Origin of the sequence: Sphingomonas sp. LY54 (genome assembly GCF_035594035.1) — a bacterium.
Classification (GTDB): domain Bacteria; phylum Pseudomonadota; class Alphaproteobacteria; order Sphingomonadales; family Sphingomonadaceae; genus Allosphingosinicella.
In genome coordinates this window covers 2,865,212-2,879,403 of record NZ_CP141588.1, presented here as the reverse complement: position 1 = coordinate 2,879,403, position 14,192 = coordinate 2,865,212, and the positions used below count along the sequence as shown (strand labels likewise).

General features: G+C 67.1%; 14 protein-coding genes. 3 read left to right on the top strand and 11 right to left on the bottom strand.

Annotated elements, in window-relative coordinates; all coding sequences use genetic code 11:
* Positions 1-18 precede the first annotated feature (18 nt).
* From SH591_RS14280 to SH591_RS14265, 4 genes are all read right to left on the bottom strand, one after another.
* Positions 19-2,058 carry a PAS domain-containing sensor histidine kinase gene (locus tag SH591_RS14280; RefSeq protein ID WP_324749678.1) on the bottom strand — a complete coding sequence of 680 codons (2,040 nt, stop codon included), beginning with the start codon at positions 2,056-2,058 and terminating at the stop codon, positions 19-21.
* A gap of 61 nt (positions 2,059-2,119) precedes the next feature.
* A complete protein-coding gene (locus SH591_RS14275) occupies positions 2,120-2,686 on the bottom strand; it encodes a response regulator transcription factor (RefSeq protein WP_416385189.1) in 567 nt (188 codons plus the stop codon).
* A 448-nt stretch (positions 2,687-3,134) separates the two neighbouring features.
* Positions 3,135-4,004, bottom strand: a complete 870-nt coding sequence (gene ligD, locus SH591_RS14270) for a non-homologous end-joining DNA ligase (protein ID WP_324749677.1) — start codon at positions 4,002-4,004, stop codon at positions 3,135-3,137.
* Positions 4,001-5,047: an ATP-dependent DNA ligase gene (locus tag SH591_RS14265; RefSeq protein WP_324749676.1), complete on the bottom strand. Its 1,047-nt coding sequence runs from the start codon at positions 5,045-5,047 to the stop codon at positions 4,001-4,003. Before SH591_RS14265 ends, ligD begins: the two co-directional genes overlap by 4 nt.
* A 253-nt stretch (positions 5,048-5,300) precedes the next feature.
* Here SH591_RS14265 and SH591_RS14260 point away from each other — a divergent pair, with 253 nt between their 5' ends.
* A complete protein-coding gene (locus SH591_RS14260; protein WP_324749675.1) occupies positions 5,301-5,840 on the top strand; it encodes a murein L,D-transpeptidase catalytic domain family protein in 540 nt (179 codons plus the stop codon).
* 65 nt (positions 5,841-5,905) lie between these two features.
* On the opposite strand, the gene SH591_RS14255 is transcribed toward SH591_RS14260, so the two are convergent.
* From SH591_RS14255 to SH591_RS14240, 4 genes are all read right to left on the bottom strand, one after another.
* Positions 5,906-7,171 carry a L,D-transpeptidase family protein gene (locus SH591_RS14255; protein WP_322832889.1) on the bottom strand — a complete coding sequence of 422 codons (1,266 nt, stop codon included), beginning with the start codon at positions 7,169-7,171 and terminating at the stop codon, positions 5,906-5,908.
* 225 nt (positions 7,172-7,396) lie between these two features.
* Entirely contained in the window at positions 7,397-7,822 is a 426-nt protein-coding gene (locus tag SH591_RS14250; protein ID WP_322832888.1) for a DUF4383 domain-containing protein, read from the bottom strand.
* A 73-nt stretch (positions 7,823-7,895) separates the two neighbouring features.
* Complete coding sequence (gene amaB / locus SH591_RS14245) at positions 7,896-9,437, bottom strand: L-piperidine-6-carboxylate dehydrogenase (RefSeq protein ID WP_324749674.1); 1,542 nt, start codon at positions 9,435-9,437, stop codon at positions 7,896-7,898.
* A 1-nt stretch (position 9,438) separates the two neighbouring features.
* Entirely contained in the window at positions 9,439-10,242 is an 804-nt protein-coding gene (locus SH591_RS14240; RefSeq protein ID WP_324749673.1) for a DUF72 domain-containing protein, read from the bottom strand.
* A 98-nt stretch (positions 10,243-10,340) separates the two neighbouring features.
* Between SH591_RS14240 and SH591_RS14235 the strand changes: the two genes are divergently transcribed.
* The gene (locus tag SH591_RS14235; RefSeq protein WP_322832885.1) at positions 10,341-10,826 is read left to right on the top strand and encodes a response regulator; all 486 of its coding nucleotides are present in this window, start codon (positions 10,341-10,343) and stop codon (positions 10,824-10,826) included.
* Between the two features lie 24 nt (positions 10,827-10,850).
* Here the strand turns inward: SH591_RS14235 and SH591_RS14230 are convergent, their stop codons facing one another.
* From SH591_RS14230 to alr, 3 genes are read right to left on the bottom strand one after another with little or no spacing between them, the layout of a single operon-like run.
* The gene (locus tag SH591_RS14230) at positions 10,851-11,201 is read right to left on the bottom strand and encodes a RidA family protein (protein ID WP_322832884.1); all 351 of its coding nucleotides are present in this window, start codon (positions 11,199-11,201) and stop codon (positions 10,851-10,853) included.
* Between the two features lie 18 nt (positions 11,202-11,219).
* A complete protein-coding gene (locus SH591_RS14225; RefSeq protein ID WP_324749672.1) occupies positions 11,220-12,470 on the bottom strand; it encodes a D-amino acid dehydrogenase in 1,251 nt (416 codons plus the stop codon).
* Complete coding sequence (gene alr / locus SH591_RS14220; protein WP_324749671.1) at positions 12,470-13,603, bottom strand: alanine racemase; 1,134 nt, start codon at positions 13,601-13,603, stop codon at positions 12,470-12,472. The genes SH591_RS14225 and alr overlap by 1 nt, the downstream gene beginning before the upstream one ends.
* A gap of 126 nt (positions 13,604-13,729) precedes the next feature.
* Between alr and SH591_RS14215 the strand changes: the two genes are divergently transcribed.
* The gene (locus SH591_RS14215) at positions 13,730-14,188 is read left to right on the top strand and encodes an Lrp/AsnC family transcriptional regulator (RefSeq protein ID WP_324749670.1); all 459 of its coding nucleotides are present in this window, start codon (positions 13,730-13,732) and stop codon (positions 14,186-14,188) included.
* Positions 14,189-14,192 lie beyond the last annotated feature (4 nt).

Genomic DNA, 14,192 nt, shown 5'->3' with positions numbered 1-14,192 from the left:
AGGGGCAGCGGCGGCCGATTATAATGGGGTCTTGGAAGCGTCCCCGCCCGCGCTCGGCTCCGCCGGGACATGCCCGCCGGGCAGCGTGAAGCGGAAGACCGCGCCCCCCTCCGGCCGGTTCTCGGCCCAGATCTTGCCGCCATGCGCCTCGATGATCGTGCGGCTGATCGAGAGCCCGATCCCCATGCCTTCGCTCTTGGTCGTCCGGAACGGCGAGAAGAGCGCGTCGGCCACTTCTTCCGACAGGCCGGTGCCAGTGTCGGCGACGCTGACCTCGACCAGGCCGCCGCCGACGGCGCGCGTGGCGATCGTCACTTCGCGCCGCGGCAGATCCTTCATCGCCTCGATGGCGTTGCGCACGAGATTGATCAGCACCTGCTGGATCTGGATCGAATCCGCTTCCACCCAGCGCGCGTCGGGATCGACGTGGATCTGGTGCGCGACGCCCAGCACCTGCTCGTCGATAAAGGCGAGGACGGCCGCCTCCTCGATCATCCGCGCCACATCCTCGGTCCGCACCGCGACGTTGCCCCGCGCAACCAGCTCGCGCAACCGACGCACGATATGGCCGGCACGAAGAGCGCTCGCCTCCGCAGCTTCGAGCGCGCCGACCACCTCCTCCGCATCCGGCTGGTCGGCCAGCAGCCGCTGGCTGCCGCGCAGATAGCCGGTGATCGCCGTAAGCGGCTGGTTGATCTCATGGGCGAGCGTCGAGGCCATCGCGCCCATCGCGCTCAGCCGCGAGACATGAATCAATTCCGCCTGGAGCTTGCGCAGCTCCGCCTCGGCGTGGCGGCGGTCGGTGATGTCGGCCATCGCCCCGACCGCCCGGATCGGATGGCCTTCATCGTCCCGGATCACGAACCCGCGGTCAAACACGTCGACATATTCGCCGTTGCCGGCGAGGAAACGATAGCCCGAGGACCAACGGTTCCGCCCCGCATTGATCGCGTCCCACATGACGTGCACCACGCGGGCGCGATCGTCGGGATGGAGGTGCTGCTCCCAATATTCGGAAGGGGTGTTCCCCTCGCCCCCCGGAAGGCCGAGAAAGCCCGAGGCGGCATCCGTCCACCAGATCGAATTGCCGATCAGATCATGGTCCCAGATCGCATCGTCGGCGGCGAGCGCGGCCATCCGGTAGCGCTCCGCGATCGCGGCGCGATGCTGGTCCGCGATCCATTGATCGTGGACGTCCTCCATCGTGCCGTACCAGCCGACGATGCGTCCTTTCTCGTCGGTGCGAGGCGCCGCCCGGGCAAGGAAGCGCCGATAGCTGCCGTCGTCCATGCGCAGGCGCATCGCCACCTGGTGCCGCCTCAAATCGGCGCGGGCAGCGTTCCATTCCGCCAGGACCCGGTCGACATCGTCGGGGTGAATGGCTTCGCGGGCCGGCTGCGTCGGATCGAGCTTCGTCAACTCGTAGAAGCGGGGGCTGACGGTCAGGATCGCGCCCTCCGCATCAGCGGTCCAGACGATCTGCTGGCTGAGTTCGAGCGTGTAGCGATAAAGCTCCTCGCTCTGGCGCAGGCGTTCGACAGCCTCCTGCAGCGCGCGGGTGCGTTCCTCGACCCGCGCCTCGAGCAAGGCGTTTGCCTCAGACAAGGCCGCCTCGCTCGCTTCCTTCTGTTCGAGATAGGCGCCAGCCTGCTTCTGGCGGTCGCGCAGCCGCAGCGCCTTGCGCACCTCGTTCCGCAATATCGGGGCATGGACCGGCCGCTCCACGATCGCGACGTGGCCGAGCCGATCGAGCGCTTCGGCGACCTGATCCACTTTCTCGCGCGAGGCGATCAGGACGAATGGGAAATCCAACCATGAAGGCTGGTCCGCGAGTACGCGCACCAGCGCGGCCAGATCGAGCGCGAGCAGCGCCACGCCGGTCAGCACGGCGGCCTCGAAGCGGGCTTCGGCGATGCCCCTCAGCAACTGCTCGGGCGAAACGAACAGGCATTCGCAATCCCGCTCGCAGACGATAGCCCGGATCGACTCGCAGTCCTCGTCCGCGGCCAGAACCGCGACCCGATATCCAATGCGTTCAGATTGGGGACGGTCGCTCATCGCTCGCAGTCCCGCCGTGCGGTGAATCCAGCCGCCAGCATAAAGCGCACGGCCGCTTTTGTCAGGTGTCGCTCTGTTCGAGCGGTGCGAGCTCAGCCTGCACCGCCAACGTCAACGCCTCGGCAAGGCTGCCGACCTGAAGCCTGTCCATCATATTGGCGCGGTGCATCTCAACCGTGCGCAGGCTGATGTCGAGGTGGCGGGCGAGCATCTTATTGGGGAGGCCGGCCATCAGGCCCTGAAGCACTTCGCGTTCGCGGGTGGTGAGATGGCTGATGCGCTCGCGCGCGCTGCGCTTACGTTCGGCCTTCTCGCCGCGATCGCGCAGCAATTCAAAGGCGCGCTCGAGGCTGCCGAGCAGCACTTCTTCCTCGAACGGCTTCTCGATGAAGTCGATTGCGCCCATCTTCATCGCGCGCACGGCGACCGAGACCTCGCCATGGCCGGTCATGATGATCACCGGCCAGTCGATGCCCTTATTCTCGAGCTCGGCCATGACCTGGAAACCATCGACTTCGGGCATGCGGATGTCGAGCAGCACGCAGCCGGGCTCGAGCTCCTCGAGGCTCTCCAGAAAGTCGGTCCCGCTAGCGAACGGCCGGGATTTCAACTCGGTCGTGCCAAGCATGAAACTGATCGATCGGCGCACATCGCGATCGTCGTCCACCACATAGACGTATTGAGATGACAGGGTAACTTCCTTCGGGAACGCAGCTTCAGCCAGCACGCCTGCGATAATGGGGCTCTGCGCCGCCAAGTCAACCGGGCTCGTTCGCGAAAAATGGCGAAAATTAGCGGAAAAGGCGGGGTCCCGGAACAATGCGGCGGCGGGAGTGGGGGTCCCGCCGCCTTTTGTGCATCAGGACCAGTTGATGCCCCGCCGATAAACACCAGCAGCCCCGGTCGACGCAAGCAATACTAATACCGTAGTAACCGCAGAAACGACCGTTACTTGCCCAACTCAAGTGATACCATAGTGTTTACACGGTAAGTTCGCGCTGTTCTTTTGCCGGTCTGCTTCGATCTTTCGGCGCCGCCGTCCAGTCGGTCGGCGCGGGCCTGCGACTCGGATCGCCTCAGCCGGCCTCCGGCAGCTTTTGCTTCACGCGATCCATCGCGGCCCAAGGGTCCTTGCTGCCCGCGACCCGCTTCGGGACAGTGCGGATCGTGAACTCCGCCGGCGCCAGCGAGTCGTCCAGTTCGTCCCATTCGAGCGGAAGCGCGACCGGCGCGCCGGGGCGCGAGCGCGTCGAATAAGGCGCGACCGCCGTCGACGTGGGATCGTTGCGCAGATAATCGATGAAGATGCGGCCGACCCGCTCGGCCTTCGAAATCTTGGTCAAATATCGGTCCGGCGCGTCGGCGGCCATGCGCTCGGACAGGCTTTTGGCGAAGCCCTTCACGCTCTTCCAGTCGGCGACGGGGTCGATCGGCACGACGACGTGCAGCCCCTTCCCGCCCGTCGTCTTGACGAAGCTTTCGAGGCCCAGCCCGTCCAGCCGGTCGCGGACTTCGAGGGCCGCCCGCACGACATCGCCGAAGTCGAGGCCCTCGGCCGGATCGAGATCGAAGATGACCCGGTCCGGCCGGTCGGGCCGCTCCACGGTCACGCCCCAGGGATGGATCTCCAGCACGCCCATCTGCACCATCGCGATCAGACCCGCGACGTCCTCGAGATAGAGATAGGGCTCGTCAAAGCCCGGGACCTTTACTTCGCGCAGCTGCTCGGGGACGCCCGAGCCGGCGTGGCGCTGGTAGAAGCATTTCTTCTCCTGGCCGGTGGGACAGCGCACCATCGTCACCGGGCGGCGCGCGACATGCGGCAGCATCCTGTCGGCCACTGCGCAATAATAATCGGCGAGTTCGCCTTTGGTGATGCCCTGATCGGGATAGAGGATCTTGTCGGGATTGCTGAGACGCACCCCTTCGACGATGCGTTCGCTCATGTCGCGCCCTCCAGTTCGGCGATCAGCTCGGCCGGACGCGCCTCATGCTCGAGCTGGTCCATCCCGCATTGGGTGGGCGCCTTGTCGGGCCGCCAGCGCAGGAATTTGGTGCCGTGGCGGAAGCGGTCGCCGGTGACGTGATCGTAGCGTACCTCGGCGACCAGTTCCGGGCGCAGCGGCTGCCAGTCGGCCGAACGGTCCGTGCTCCAGCGGCTCGGGCCGCCGGGGGCATTGCCGGTGAAGCCGGGCGCTTCGACCAAAGCCTCGAGTTGCTTCGTCAAGGCGGGCCGCTGCGCGGCGGGAATGCCGGAGGTGAAGCCGACATGGTCGAGCTTTCCCTCGTCATTGTAGAGGCCGAGCAGGAGCGAGCCGACCTCGGCCTTGCCGGTGGCGTAGCGGAAGCCGCCGACGACGCAGTCGGCCGTGCGCATCTGCTTGATCTTCAGCATCGCCCGCTCGCCCGCCTCGTACTGCCCTTCGTGCCGCTTGGCGACGACACCGTCCAGCGCGCCGCCGGCGGCATCGAGCCAGGCCTGCGCCGCCGCTTTGTCCAGGGTGAAGGGCGAAAGCTGCAGCGCCGGCTCCTTCTCCGCGCGATGGAAGCGCTCGAGCGCCTCGCGCCGCTCCGCGAGCGGACGATCGACCAGACTCTCGTCGCCGATCGCGAGGCAATCGAACAGCATCAGCTGCGCCGGGGTCTCGCCGGCGAGCTTGCGAATCCGGCTCTCGGCCGGGTGGAGGCGCATCTGCAGCGCTTCGAACGAGAGGATGCCGCCGATCGGGATGATGAGCTCGCCGTCCAGCACGAAGCGGTCGGCGCGCAGGCCGGCCATTGCCGCCACGATTTCGGGGAAGTAGCGGCCGAGCGGCTTTCCGGCCTTCGACTGCAGCTCGACGGCGGCGCCGTCGCGGAAGACGAGGCAGCGAAAACCATCCCATTTGGGCTCGAACTGCCAGCCGCCGCCGTCGGGCAGGGCATCGACGAGCTTCGCCTCCATCGGCGGCAGTCCGGGCGTTACCGGGATCGTGTCGAACGCGGCCATGGCGTACAGACGCGTCTGAATTGCCGGGGTTCCGAACGGACGCTCAACGATCAGAGAGTCGCGATTGCGATGAAGCGCGGCTCCGGCGGGACGATGCGAGGATCCCAGTATTACCTCTTAATTGAGGAGAAACCCTTTGAACTTTAAAAGGAAGGTGAGATTTTCCGGGGAGGCTCGAACCATTCTTACGCGCAGGAACATTCTACAGGCAGGGGCCGCGGCCGGTCTTGCCGCGACGCTGGCGCGCCCGACCGTGGCAGCGACGGTGGCGCCGTTCGAGCCGCAGATCGATCCCAAGCTCAAGGCCCGCGCGCTGCTCGCGCTCGAAGCCAAAAGAGCGAGCATCCGCAACGCCGACGTGATCGGGATCACCGATTTCTCGCGTCCGTCGCGCGAGGCCCGCTTCTACCTGGTCGACGTGCGCAGCGGCCGCGTCACCAACCATCTCGTCGCCCATGGCCGCGGCTCGGACCCGAGCCATCTCGGCTGGCTGCAGAGCTTCTCGAACGAATATGGCTCGGAGGCGACGTCGCGCGGCTCCTACGTCACCAGCGAATATTATACCGGCAAATACGGCTATTCGCTGCGCCTCAAGGGCCTCGACCACAGCAACAACAATGCCGAGGCGCGCGCCATCGTGGTCCACAGCGCCTGGTATGCCGAGCCCAAGGTCGTCCAGGAATATGGCAAGCTTGGCCGCAGCGAGGGCTGCTTCGCTTTGTCCGCGGCGAGCCATGCCGAAGTGCTCGCGCGCCTCGGCCCCGGCCGCCTGCTCTACGCCGACCGGGTCTGACCGTCCGGCTCTGAACGCAAAAAGCCCCGGCCTCTCAACGGAGAGGCCGGGGCTTTTTCGTTGGCTCAGTTGCTGGCGGAGGCCAGCGCCGTGCCGTTGCGGTCGTTGAGCGCGACGACGACCTTGCCGTCGCGGCCGTAGACATCCTTATATTCGAGGATGCCCTGGTTATCCTTGGCTGCCGCCGCGGTAAAATAGGTGATGTAGACCGGCATCGGCGCGGCCGCATTGGCCTGCACCGTCTTGCCCGAGGCCACCGTCGCGTCGATCTTCGCGCGATCCCATTCGGGATTGTTGAGCATGATCTCGGCGAAGCCCAGCGGATCTTCGGTGCGGATGCAGCCGTGGCTGAACGCGCGCGCGTCGCGCTTGAACAAGGCCTTGGACGGCGTGTCGTGCAGGTAGATGGCGTAATTGTTGGGCATCACCACCTTCATCCGGCCGAGCGAATTGCCGGGGCCGGGCGGCTGGCGATAGCGCACGCCGTTGCCGCTCTTGACCGTGACATAGCCCTTCTTGCCGCGGACTTCCGGGGCGATACTCTGCGGCACTTCCCACCAGGGATTGAGGATAACGCCGGTGACGGTGGCGCTCAATTGCGGCGTCGCGGTCTTGGGCGCGCCGACCACAGCGCGGCGGCGGGCGACGACATGGCCGTCCTCGACCAGGGCGACGGTGTAAGCCGGCACGTTGACGATCAGGTAGCGCTCGCCGAGGTGGCGCGGCAGCCAGCGCCAGCGGTCGAGATTGACGCGCACCTTGTCGAGCGTCGCCTTGTCCTTGACGTTGGCGAGCACCTGCTTGAGCTCGGTATATTGCGGATGGGTCGGCAGCAGCGAATTGAGCGAATCGGCGACGGTGCCGTTGGCGACCGCACGCTCCATCATCGCATATTGCTCGTTGCCGTTGAGATCGGGGTCGACCATGTGCCAGTCGACCCGCGTGTCGCCGCGGGCGTGGCCAAGCGCGAGATCGGACGAGAGCCGCAGGAAGACGTCGGTCGCGACCCGGCTGAGGAGCGCCATGTCGGGACCGGTGAGGGCCGCGCGCAGCTGGGCGTCGCTATAATCGGCCGGATCCAGCCCCTCTTCGCCGACGCGCTCGACATAGACGAGAAGTTCGCGGGCGGCGGACTTGGTCCATTGCACCGCGGCCGCCTGGTTCTGGAGCGCGCGCAGGGCCTTTTCCGATTCATCGATCGGGGTGGCCGGGGCCTCGCCGGTGGCGATCTGCTCCGCGGTCGGCTTCTCGCCCTGCTGGAGTTGCGCCAAAGCGGGCGTCGCGCCGGCAGCGAGCAGAAGGGCGAGCGAAGATTTGAAATTGCTGTGCATATCGGTCCTTTAGCGCAGCCCTTTGGCCCAAACCAGCTTTCCCCAAGCTGACTGGGATCGCCCTACCCCGATTGGCGCACGGCGCACAACTTGCTGAACACGCGCGTTATTGTGCAATCTGAACGCGGAAAGCGCGCGATCGCCGCAAGGGCCACGAATATTCCACGCCGGCCTCTACAAAAAAGGGGCGGCCGCATCGGGCCGCCCCTTCCTCTCGCGCGACGATCAGGCGCGGCCGATCGGCGCTCCGTTAGTGCGGTGGATCCAGCCGAAATAGGCCGCGACCGCGGCAAGCAAAGCATGCAGCCAGATGTCGTTGCCGTAGAGAGGCACGAAACCGAACAGGGTGTTCAGCCCGGGGATCAATCCGAGGATGACGAGCAGCGCATAGATGATCGCCACGCACCGCGCATAAGTCACGGCGCCGGAAACGCTCTTATAAACGAGCAGCCCCCAGATCCCGAACAGGATGTGCACCAGATTATGCAGCAGGTTGATCGGAAACAGGCCGAGCAGGTCGCCCCGGAACGCGTCGACGGCAAGATCGGGATGGCCAGGGCCATGGGCGTGAACAAGTCCGGGCACGAAGCCGAGGATGCCGATCAGAAGAAAAACCACACCGAAAACAAGCGCAAAGTTACGGGTGTTCATGAATGCCTCCCTGTTTATCCCATTGAAGCGTTACACGGTCCCGCTTCTTCTTACGCTGCTTTCCACTCCGAAACTACTGGTGTGACGAACCTTCGGGGAGCGCGAAACTGATGCCCTGCGCCAGCGGCAGCTCCCGACTGTAATTGATCGTGTTGGTGGCGCGGCGCATGTAGGCGCGCCAGGCGTCCGAGCCGCTCTCGCGGCCGCCGCCCGTCTCCTTCTCGCCGCCGAACGCGCCGCCGATCTCTGCGCCCGATGGACCGATATTGACGTTGACGATGCCGCAATCCGAGCCGGCGGCGGACAGGAAGGTCTCGGCCTCGCGAATGTCGTTGGTGAAGATCGACGAAGCGAGGCCCTGCGGGGCCGCATTGTGCGCCGCGATCGCTTCGTCGAGTGCCGCATAGCGCATGACGTAAAGGATCGGCGCGAACGTCTCGGTCAGCGTGATTTCGGTCTGGCCGGGCATTTCGACGATCGCGGGGCGGACGTAGAACGCCTCCGGTCCTTGCTTCTCGAGCAGCCGCTGGCCGCCCTCGATCTGGCCGCCCTGCGCGCGCGCCTCGGCGAGCGCCACCTGCATCGCCTCAAACGCGGCAGCGTCGATCAACGGCCCGACCAGGGCCCCCTCCTCCAACGGATTGCCGACCGGAACCTGCGCCCACACATGCTTCAGCCGCGGCACCAGTGCGTCGTATATTTGCTCATGGACGAACAGGCGGCGCAGCGTCGTGCAGCGCTGCCCCGCCGTCCCGACCGCCGCGAACGTGATCCCCCGCTCGGCCAAAGCAAGGTCCGCGGAGGGCGCGACCACCATGCCGTTATTGCCGCCAAGCTCGAGCAGGGTGCGACCGAAGCGGGCGGCAACGCGCGGCGCCACCGCCCGGCCCATGCGCGTCGAGCCTGTCGCCGAGACGAGCGCGACGCGGGGATCATCGACCAAGGCTTCGCCGGTCTCGCGACCGCCCTGAACCACCTGGCTGAGGTGGGCCGGAGCGTCTCCGAACCGCTCCATCGCCCGCTCGAACAGAGCCTGCACCGCCGCTGCGGCGAGCGGCGTCTTTTCCGACGGCTTCCACACGACCGCATCGCCGCAGACGAAGGCGAGGCAGGCGTTCCACGCCCATACCGCCACGGGAAAATTGAACGCCGAAATCACGCCGATCACGCCGAGCGGATGCCAGGTCTCCATCATCCGGTGGCCGGGCCGCTCGGTGGCGATGGTGAGGCCGTAAAGCTGGCGCGACAGGCCGACCGCGAAGTCGCAAATGTCGATCATCTCCTGGACCTCGCCGAGGCCCTCCTGGAGGATCTTGCCGGCCTCCAGGCTGACGAGCCGGCCGAGCGCCTCCTTCTCCGCGCGCAGGACCTCGCCGAACAGGCGGACCAGTTCGCCCCGACGCGGCGCCGGCACCGACCGCCAATGGAGGAAGGCGCCGTGCGCGCGCCGGACCGCGGCTGCGACCGCCGCGGCGTCCTGCGTGACGACGCTGCCGATCACGGCGCCGTCGATCGGCGAGCGCGACTCCAGGTCGCCCCCCTGCACCGGCGGCAGGCCGAGCCGTTGCCACAGCGTGCGCATCTCGTCGCGGGAGTCGAAGCCGGAGCGGTTCATGTCAGTCCTCCACGCGGGCGATCAGAGCTTGTGCGGCGGCCGGAGCACGGACCTTGGCGCCGCTGATCACGAAGATGTAGGTGTCGCGCGGCACGGCCGGCGCCGGGGCCTCGGCGGCATAGGGAAAGCCGGGCCGGCTTTCGCCGCGCGCCCAGCCCTGCGCGACCTCCGCCCAGCGGTCGAGTTCCGCCTCGGAATAGCCGGCGGGCTCCTCCTCGCGCGACCGCTGCAGCCGCGCATAGACGAAGTCGCCGGAGATATCGGCGATGCACGGATAATTGTCGGCATCGGCGAAGACGATGGCGACCCCGGCCCTGCGCGCCATCTCGACGAAGCGCGCATCGCGGAAGCTCTCGTGCCGAGGCTCGACCGCGTGGCGGAGCTTCACCCCGTCCTGCTCAGGCGGCAGCAGATCAAGAAACGCCTGAAAATCCTCGGGGTCGAACTGCTTCGTACCCATGAACTGCCAGAGGATCGGGCCGAGCTTGTCGCCGAGCTCGGTGAGGCCCTGCGCGCAGAATTTGGCGATCGCCTCGCCACCCTCGCCCAGCCGCTTGCGATTGGTGCAGAAACGCGAGGCCTTGACCGCGAACTGGAAGCCGTCCGGCACGGTCTGCGCCCAGCGCGCGAACAGATCCTTGTTCTGCAGCTTGTAATAGGTCGCGTTGATCTCGATCGCGGTCAGCGCGCGCGAGGCAAATTCGAGCTGCCGCGTCTTGGGCAGCTTTTCGGGGTAGAAAGTGCCGCGCCAGGGATCGAAATCCCAGCCGCCTATGCCGACCCGGATTCGCCTGTCCTTCGCCATCCCTTCCTCCGCCGCCCACCACCGAACTTGCCGCGCGCGCGGAAACCCCTAATTGGGAGGTAACAGAATAGAAAGCGCGCCCGTGGCTTAGCCGCCTTATGACCCCATCCGACGATCATACAAACCCGCCGCATTCCGACGGCGCGAAGCGCGCCGCCGGCGCGCCCGTGCCGCCGTCCGCGATCCGCGTGATGATCGTCGACGACGAGGAGATGATGCGCGCGTTGGTGCGCCGCACCCTCGAGAAGATGGGCTTCACCCAGATCTATGCGGCGCGGGACGGGGCCGAGGCGCTGCCGCTCGCGCAGTCGCAGCGGCCCGATCTGATCATCGCCGATTACGACATGCCGAAGATGCACGGCCTGCAGTTCCTGAAGGCGGTCCGCCAGGACTCCGCGCTCGACAAGACCGGCTTCATCATGCTGAGCGGCGCCGCCAACGAGGCGGTCGTTGAGAAAGCCGACGAGCTCGGCGTCAACAGCTTCATATTGAAGCCGTTCTTCCCCGAGGACCTGAAGCGCCGCATCGAGGCGCTGTTCCTCGAGCTTACCGGATCGGCGATCGACTGGACGGCCGCGGCCTGACGGCCGCGCGGTTCCCGCCTCGGGTCAGCGCGCTTTGGCGGCGGTGACGATGATCTCGACCTTGTAATCAGGCGTGGCCAGCTTGGCCTCGCCCGTCGCGCGCGCGGGCGCCGGAGAGCCGGCGATCCAAGCGTCCCACACCGCGTTCATCTCGGCGAAGTCGGCCATGTCGGCGAGCCAGATCGTGGCGTGGAGCAGGTGGTTCTTGTCGCTGCCGACCTGAGCGAGAATGTCCTCGATCTCGGCCAGCACCGCCTGGGTCTGGGCGGTGACGCTCTCGCCGGGCGCGCCGACCTGGCCGGCAAGGTAGATAGTATCGCCATGGATGACGGCCTGGCTCATGCGCGGCCCCTGGTCGAAGCGGGTGATCGTCATCTCAATGTCTCCTGTGGGTCAGTAGCGGCTGATCGAAAGGTCGTTGGTGCGGATCGCGGGCGCGCGGCCGCTCATCATGTCGGCGATGACATGGCCCGATCCGCACGCCATCGTCCAGCCGAGCGTGCCGTGTCCGGTGTTGAGGAAGAGGTTGGAATATTTGGTGGGGCCGATCACCGGCGTGCTGTCCGGGGTCATCGGCCGCAGGCCCGACCAGAAGCTCGCACCTGCATCGCCGCCCGAGCCGGGAAAGAGCGAGCGCGCCGAATGTTCGAGCGTCGCCTGCCGCGCCGGCCGCAGGACATTGTTGTAGCCCGAAATCTCGGCCATGCCGCCGACCCGGATGCGATCGCCGAGCCGGGTGATCGCGACCTTGTAGCTCTCGTCGAGCACCGTCGAGACCGGCGCGCGCGCCTCGTCGACGATCGGCATGGTGATCGAATAGCCCTTCACCGGATAGACCGGCAGCCGGATGCCGACCGGCGCGACAAGCAACGGCGAATAGCTGCCCATCGCCACCAGGAAAGCGTCGCCCTTCAGATCGCCGCCATCGGTCTCGACATGGCTGACCGCGCCGCCCGATCGGACCAGCCGCCGGATCGCGGTGCCGAAGCGGAATTCGACGCCGCGCGCCTCGGCCATCCCGGCAAGCTTGTTGGTGAATTTGAAGCAGTCGCCGGTCTCGTCGAGCGGCAGCCGCAGCCCGCCGACGAACGGCACGTCGCTATAGGCCAGGCCCGGCTCGGCGGCGATGCAGCCGGCCCGGTCGAGCAATTCGAACGGCACGCCGTCGGCGCGCAGCACCTCCATGTCGGCGTCGGCGCCGTCGAGCTGGCTCTGCTTGCGGAACAATTGCAGCGTGCCCTGCGCGCGCTCGTCATAGGCAATGCCGGTCTCGGCGCGCAGCGCGATCAGCTGGTCGCGGCTGAACTCGGCGAGCCGGACCATCCGCTCCTTGTTGGTGCGATAGGCATCGGCCGTGCAGTTCATCAGCATCGCCGTCAGCCAGCGCACCATCGCCATGTCGAGCTGCGGGCGGATGATCAGCGGCGCGTGCTTCATCATCAGCCAGCGCGCCGCCTTGGCCGGGATGTTGGGCGCCGCCCAGGGCGAGGCGTAGCCCGGCGAAATCTCGCCGGCATTGGCGAAGCTGGTCTCCAGCGCGGGCCCGCCCTGGCGGTCGACGACGACGACCTCGTGCCCCGCCTGCGCCAGATACCAGGCCGAGGTGACGCCGACGACGCCGCCGCCCAAGATGATGATACGCATCAGAACTGGTCTCCGTCGGGCGCAGCGGCGCCGCTCACATGGTAGACGCGCGCATAGCGATGGCCGAGCCGCGTCAGGATTTCATAGGCGATCGTGCCGGCGTCGCGCGCGACGTCCTCGAGCGACTGGTGCGGGCCGATCAGCTCGACCGGGGCGCCGGGATAGAGCGCGTCGGCGGGCGCGTCGGTCACGTCCACCGTCATGCTGTCCATCGACACGCGCCCGGCGATCGGCACGCGCGTGCCGGCGACGAAGGCCGAGCCGCGATTGGCGAGGTGGAACGGCCAGCCATCGGCATAGCCGACGGGGATCGTCGCCAGCACAGTGTCGCGCGCCGCCGTGAAGGTCAGCCCGTAGCCGACCCCCGCCCCGGCGGGAATCGTGCGCAACTGGGCGATCCGTGCCTCGAGGCGGACGACCGGCCGCATCGGATTGGGGCCCTCTTCGAGCGCCGCGCCGCCGTAGAGCGCGATTCCGGGGCGGGCGAGGTCGAAATGCGTGTCGCGGCGGGTGAGCGCCCCGGCCGAATTGTCGAGCGCGCGCTTGACGTCCGGAAAGCCCGCGCAGAAACGCTCGAAGCGCGCGCGCTGCATCGCATTGGCCGGATGATCGGGGACATCGGCGCAGGCAAAATGGCTCATGATGAAGCGCAGCTCGACGCCGTCGAGCCGCTCGGGCTCCGAGACCAGCCGGGCCGCCTCGTCCTCGGCCAGGCCGAGCCGCGACATCCCGCTGTCGACCTGCAGCACCGCCGGAAGCTTGCGGCCGGCCGAGCGGGCGAGCGAAGCCCAGCGCTCGAGCTGGTCGAGCGCATTCAGCACCGGGATCGCCCCCGCCTCGGCGCAGGCCGCCTCGGCGCCGGGCATCAAGCCGTTCAAGACATAGAGGGCGGCGCCGGCCGGCAATTCCCCCTGCAGCGCCGTGGCCTCGGACAGATGCGCGACGAAGAAATGGCGGCAGCCCGCCGCGGCGAGCGCGCGCGCGACCGGGACCGCGCCGAGCCCGTAGGCGTCGGCCTTGACGACGGCGGCCGCGACCGCGGGCGCGGCGCTGGCCCCGATCGCGCGCCAGTTCGCGACCAGCGCATCGAGGTCGATATGTAACGTCGCCCCTGCTTGAACCGCATCGACCATGGCTGACCCCCGGATTGCGCCCCAGCATAGTGAGACAGGCGTCGAATATGGGGCGAATCATTCGAACCGCCTTGCCAATTCGCCGGCCGGGCGCTTAGCCCATGCCGCGACACGGGAGAATATTCGATGAGCCTCGATTCCAAGGATCGCGCGATATTGCGGCTGCTGCGGGTCAACGCGCGGCTGACCCATGCCGAGATCGGCGAGGAGGTCGGCCTCTCCCCTTCCGCCTGCCACCGTCGCATCAAGCAGCTCGAAGCCGACGGCTATATCGGCGGCTACACGATCGTGCTCGGCCGCAACGACGGCGCCGACGCGCGGGTCAACATGATCATCCAGGTCACGCTCGAGCGCCAGACCGAGGAATATCTGACCCGCTTCGAGCGCGCCGTGCGCAAATGCCCCGAAGTGAAGGAATGCTTCCTGGTCTCGGGATCGTTCGATTACTGGCTGCGTGTCGAGGTGGAAAGCGCGGTCCATTACGAGACGATCCACGGCGACGTCCTGTCCCGCCTCCCCGGCGTGACCCGGATCAACTCCAGCCTCGCCATGCGCGACGCGCTCGGCCAGCGGCGCGAGGATTGAGGGC

What these genes read in the sequence shown, in the direction of transcription:
- SH591_RS14280 (WP_324749678.1), bottom strand. Translation starts at nt 2,058, where the DNA reads ATGAGCGACCGTCCCCAATCTGAACGCATTGGATATCGGGTCGCGGTT.
- SH591_RS14275 (WP_416385189.1), bottom strand. Translation starts at nt 2,686, where the DNA reads ATGCTTGGCACGACCGAGTTGAAATCCCGGCCGTTCGCTAGCGGGACC.
- ligD (WP_324749677.1), bottom strand. Translation starts at nt 4,004, where the DNA reads ATGAGCGAACGCATCGTCGAAGGGGTGCGTCTCAGCAATCCCGACAAG.
- SH591_RS14265 (WP_324749676.1), bottom strand. Translation starts at nt 5,047, where the DNA reads ATGGCCGCGTTCGACACGATCCCGGTAACGCCCGGACTGCCGCCGATG.
- SH591_RS14255 (WP_322832889.1), bottom strand. Translation starts at nt 7,171, where the DNA reads ATGCACAGCAATTTCAAATCTTCGCTCGCCCTTCTGCTCGCTGCCGGC.
- SH591_RS14250 (WP_322832888.1), bottom strand. Translation starts at nt 7,822, where the DNA reads ATGAACACCCGTAACTTTGCGCTTGTTTTCGGTGTGGTTTTTCTTCTG.
- amaB (WP_324749674.1), bottom strand. Translation starts at nt 9,437, where the DNA reads ATGAACCGCTCCGGCTTCGACTCCCGCGACGAGATGCGCACGCTGTGG.
- SH591_RS14240 (WP_324749673.1), bottom strand. Translation starts at nt 10,242, where the DNA reads ATGGCGAAGGACAGGCGAATCCGGGTCGGCATAGGCGGCTGGGATTTC.
- SH591_RS14235 (WP_322832885.1), top strand. Translation starts at nt 10,341, where the DNA reads ATGACCCCATCCGACGATCATACAAACCCGCCGCATTCCGACGGCGCG.
- SH591_RS14230 (WP_322832884.1), bottom strand. Translation starts at nt 11,201, where the DNA reads ATGACGATCACCCGCTTCGACCAGGGGCCGCGCATGAGCCAGGCCGTC.
- SH591_RS14225 (WP_324749672.1), bottom strand. Translation starts at nt 12,470, where the DNA reads ATGCGTATCATCATCTTGGGCGGCGGCGTCGTCGGCGTCACCTCGGCC.
- alr (WP_324749671.1), bottom strand. Translation starts at nt 13,603, where the DNA reads ATGGTCGATGCGGTTCAAGCAGGGGCGACGTTACATATCGACCTCGAT.
- SH591_RS14215 (WP_324749670.1), top strand. Translation starts at nt 13,730, where the DNA reads ATGAGCCTCGATTCCAAGGATCGCGCGATATTGCGGCTGCTGCGGGTC.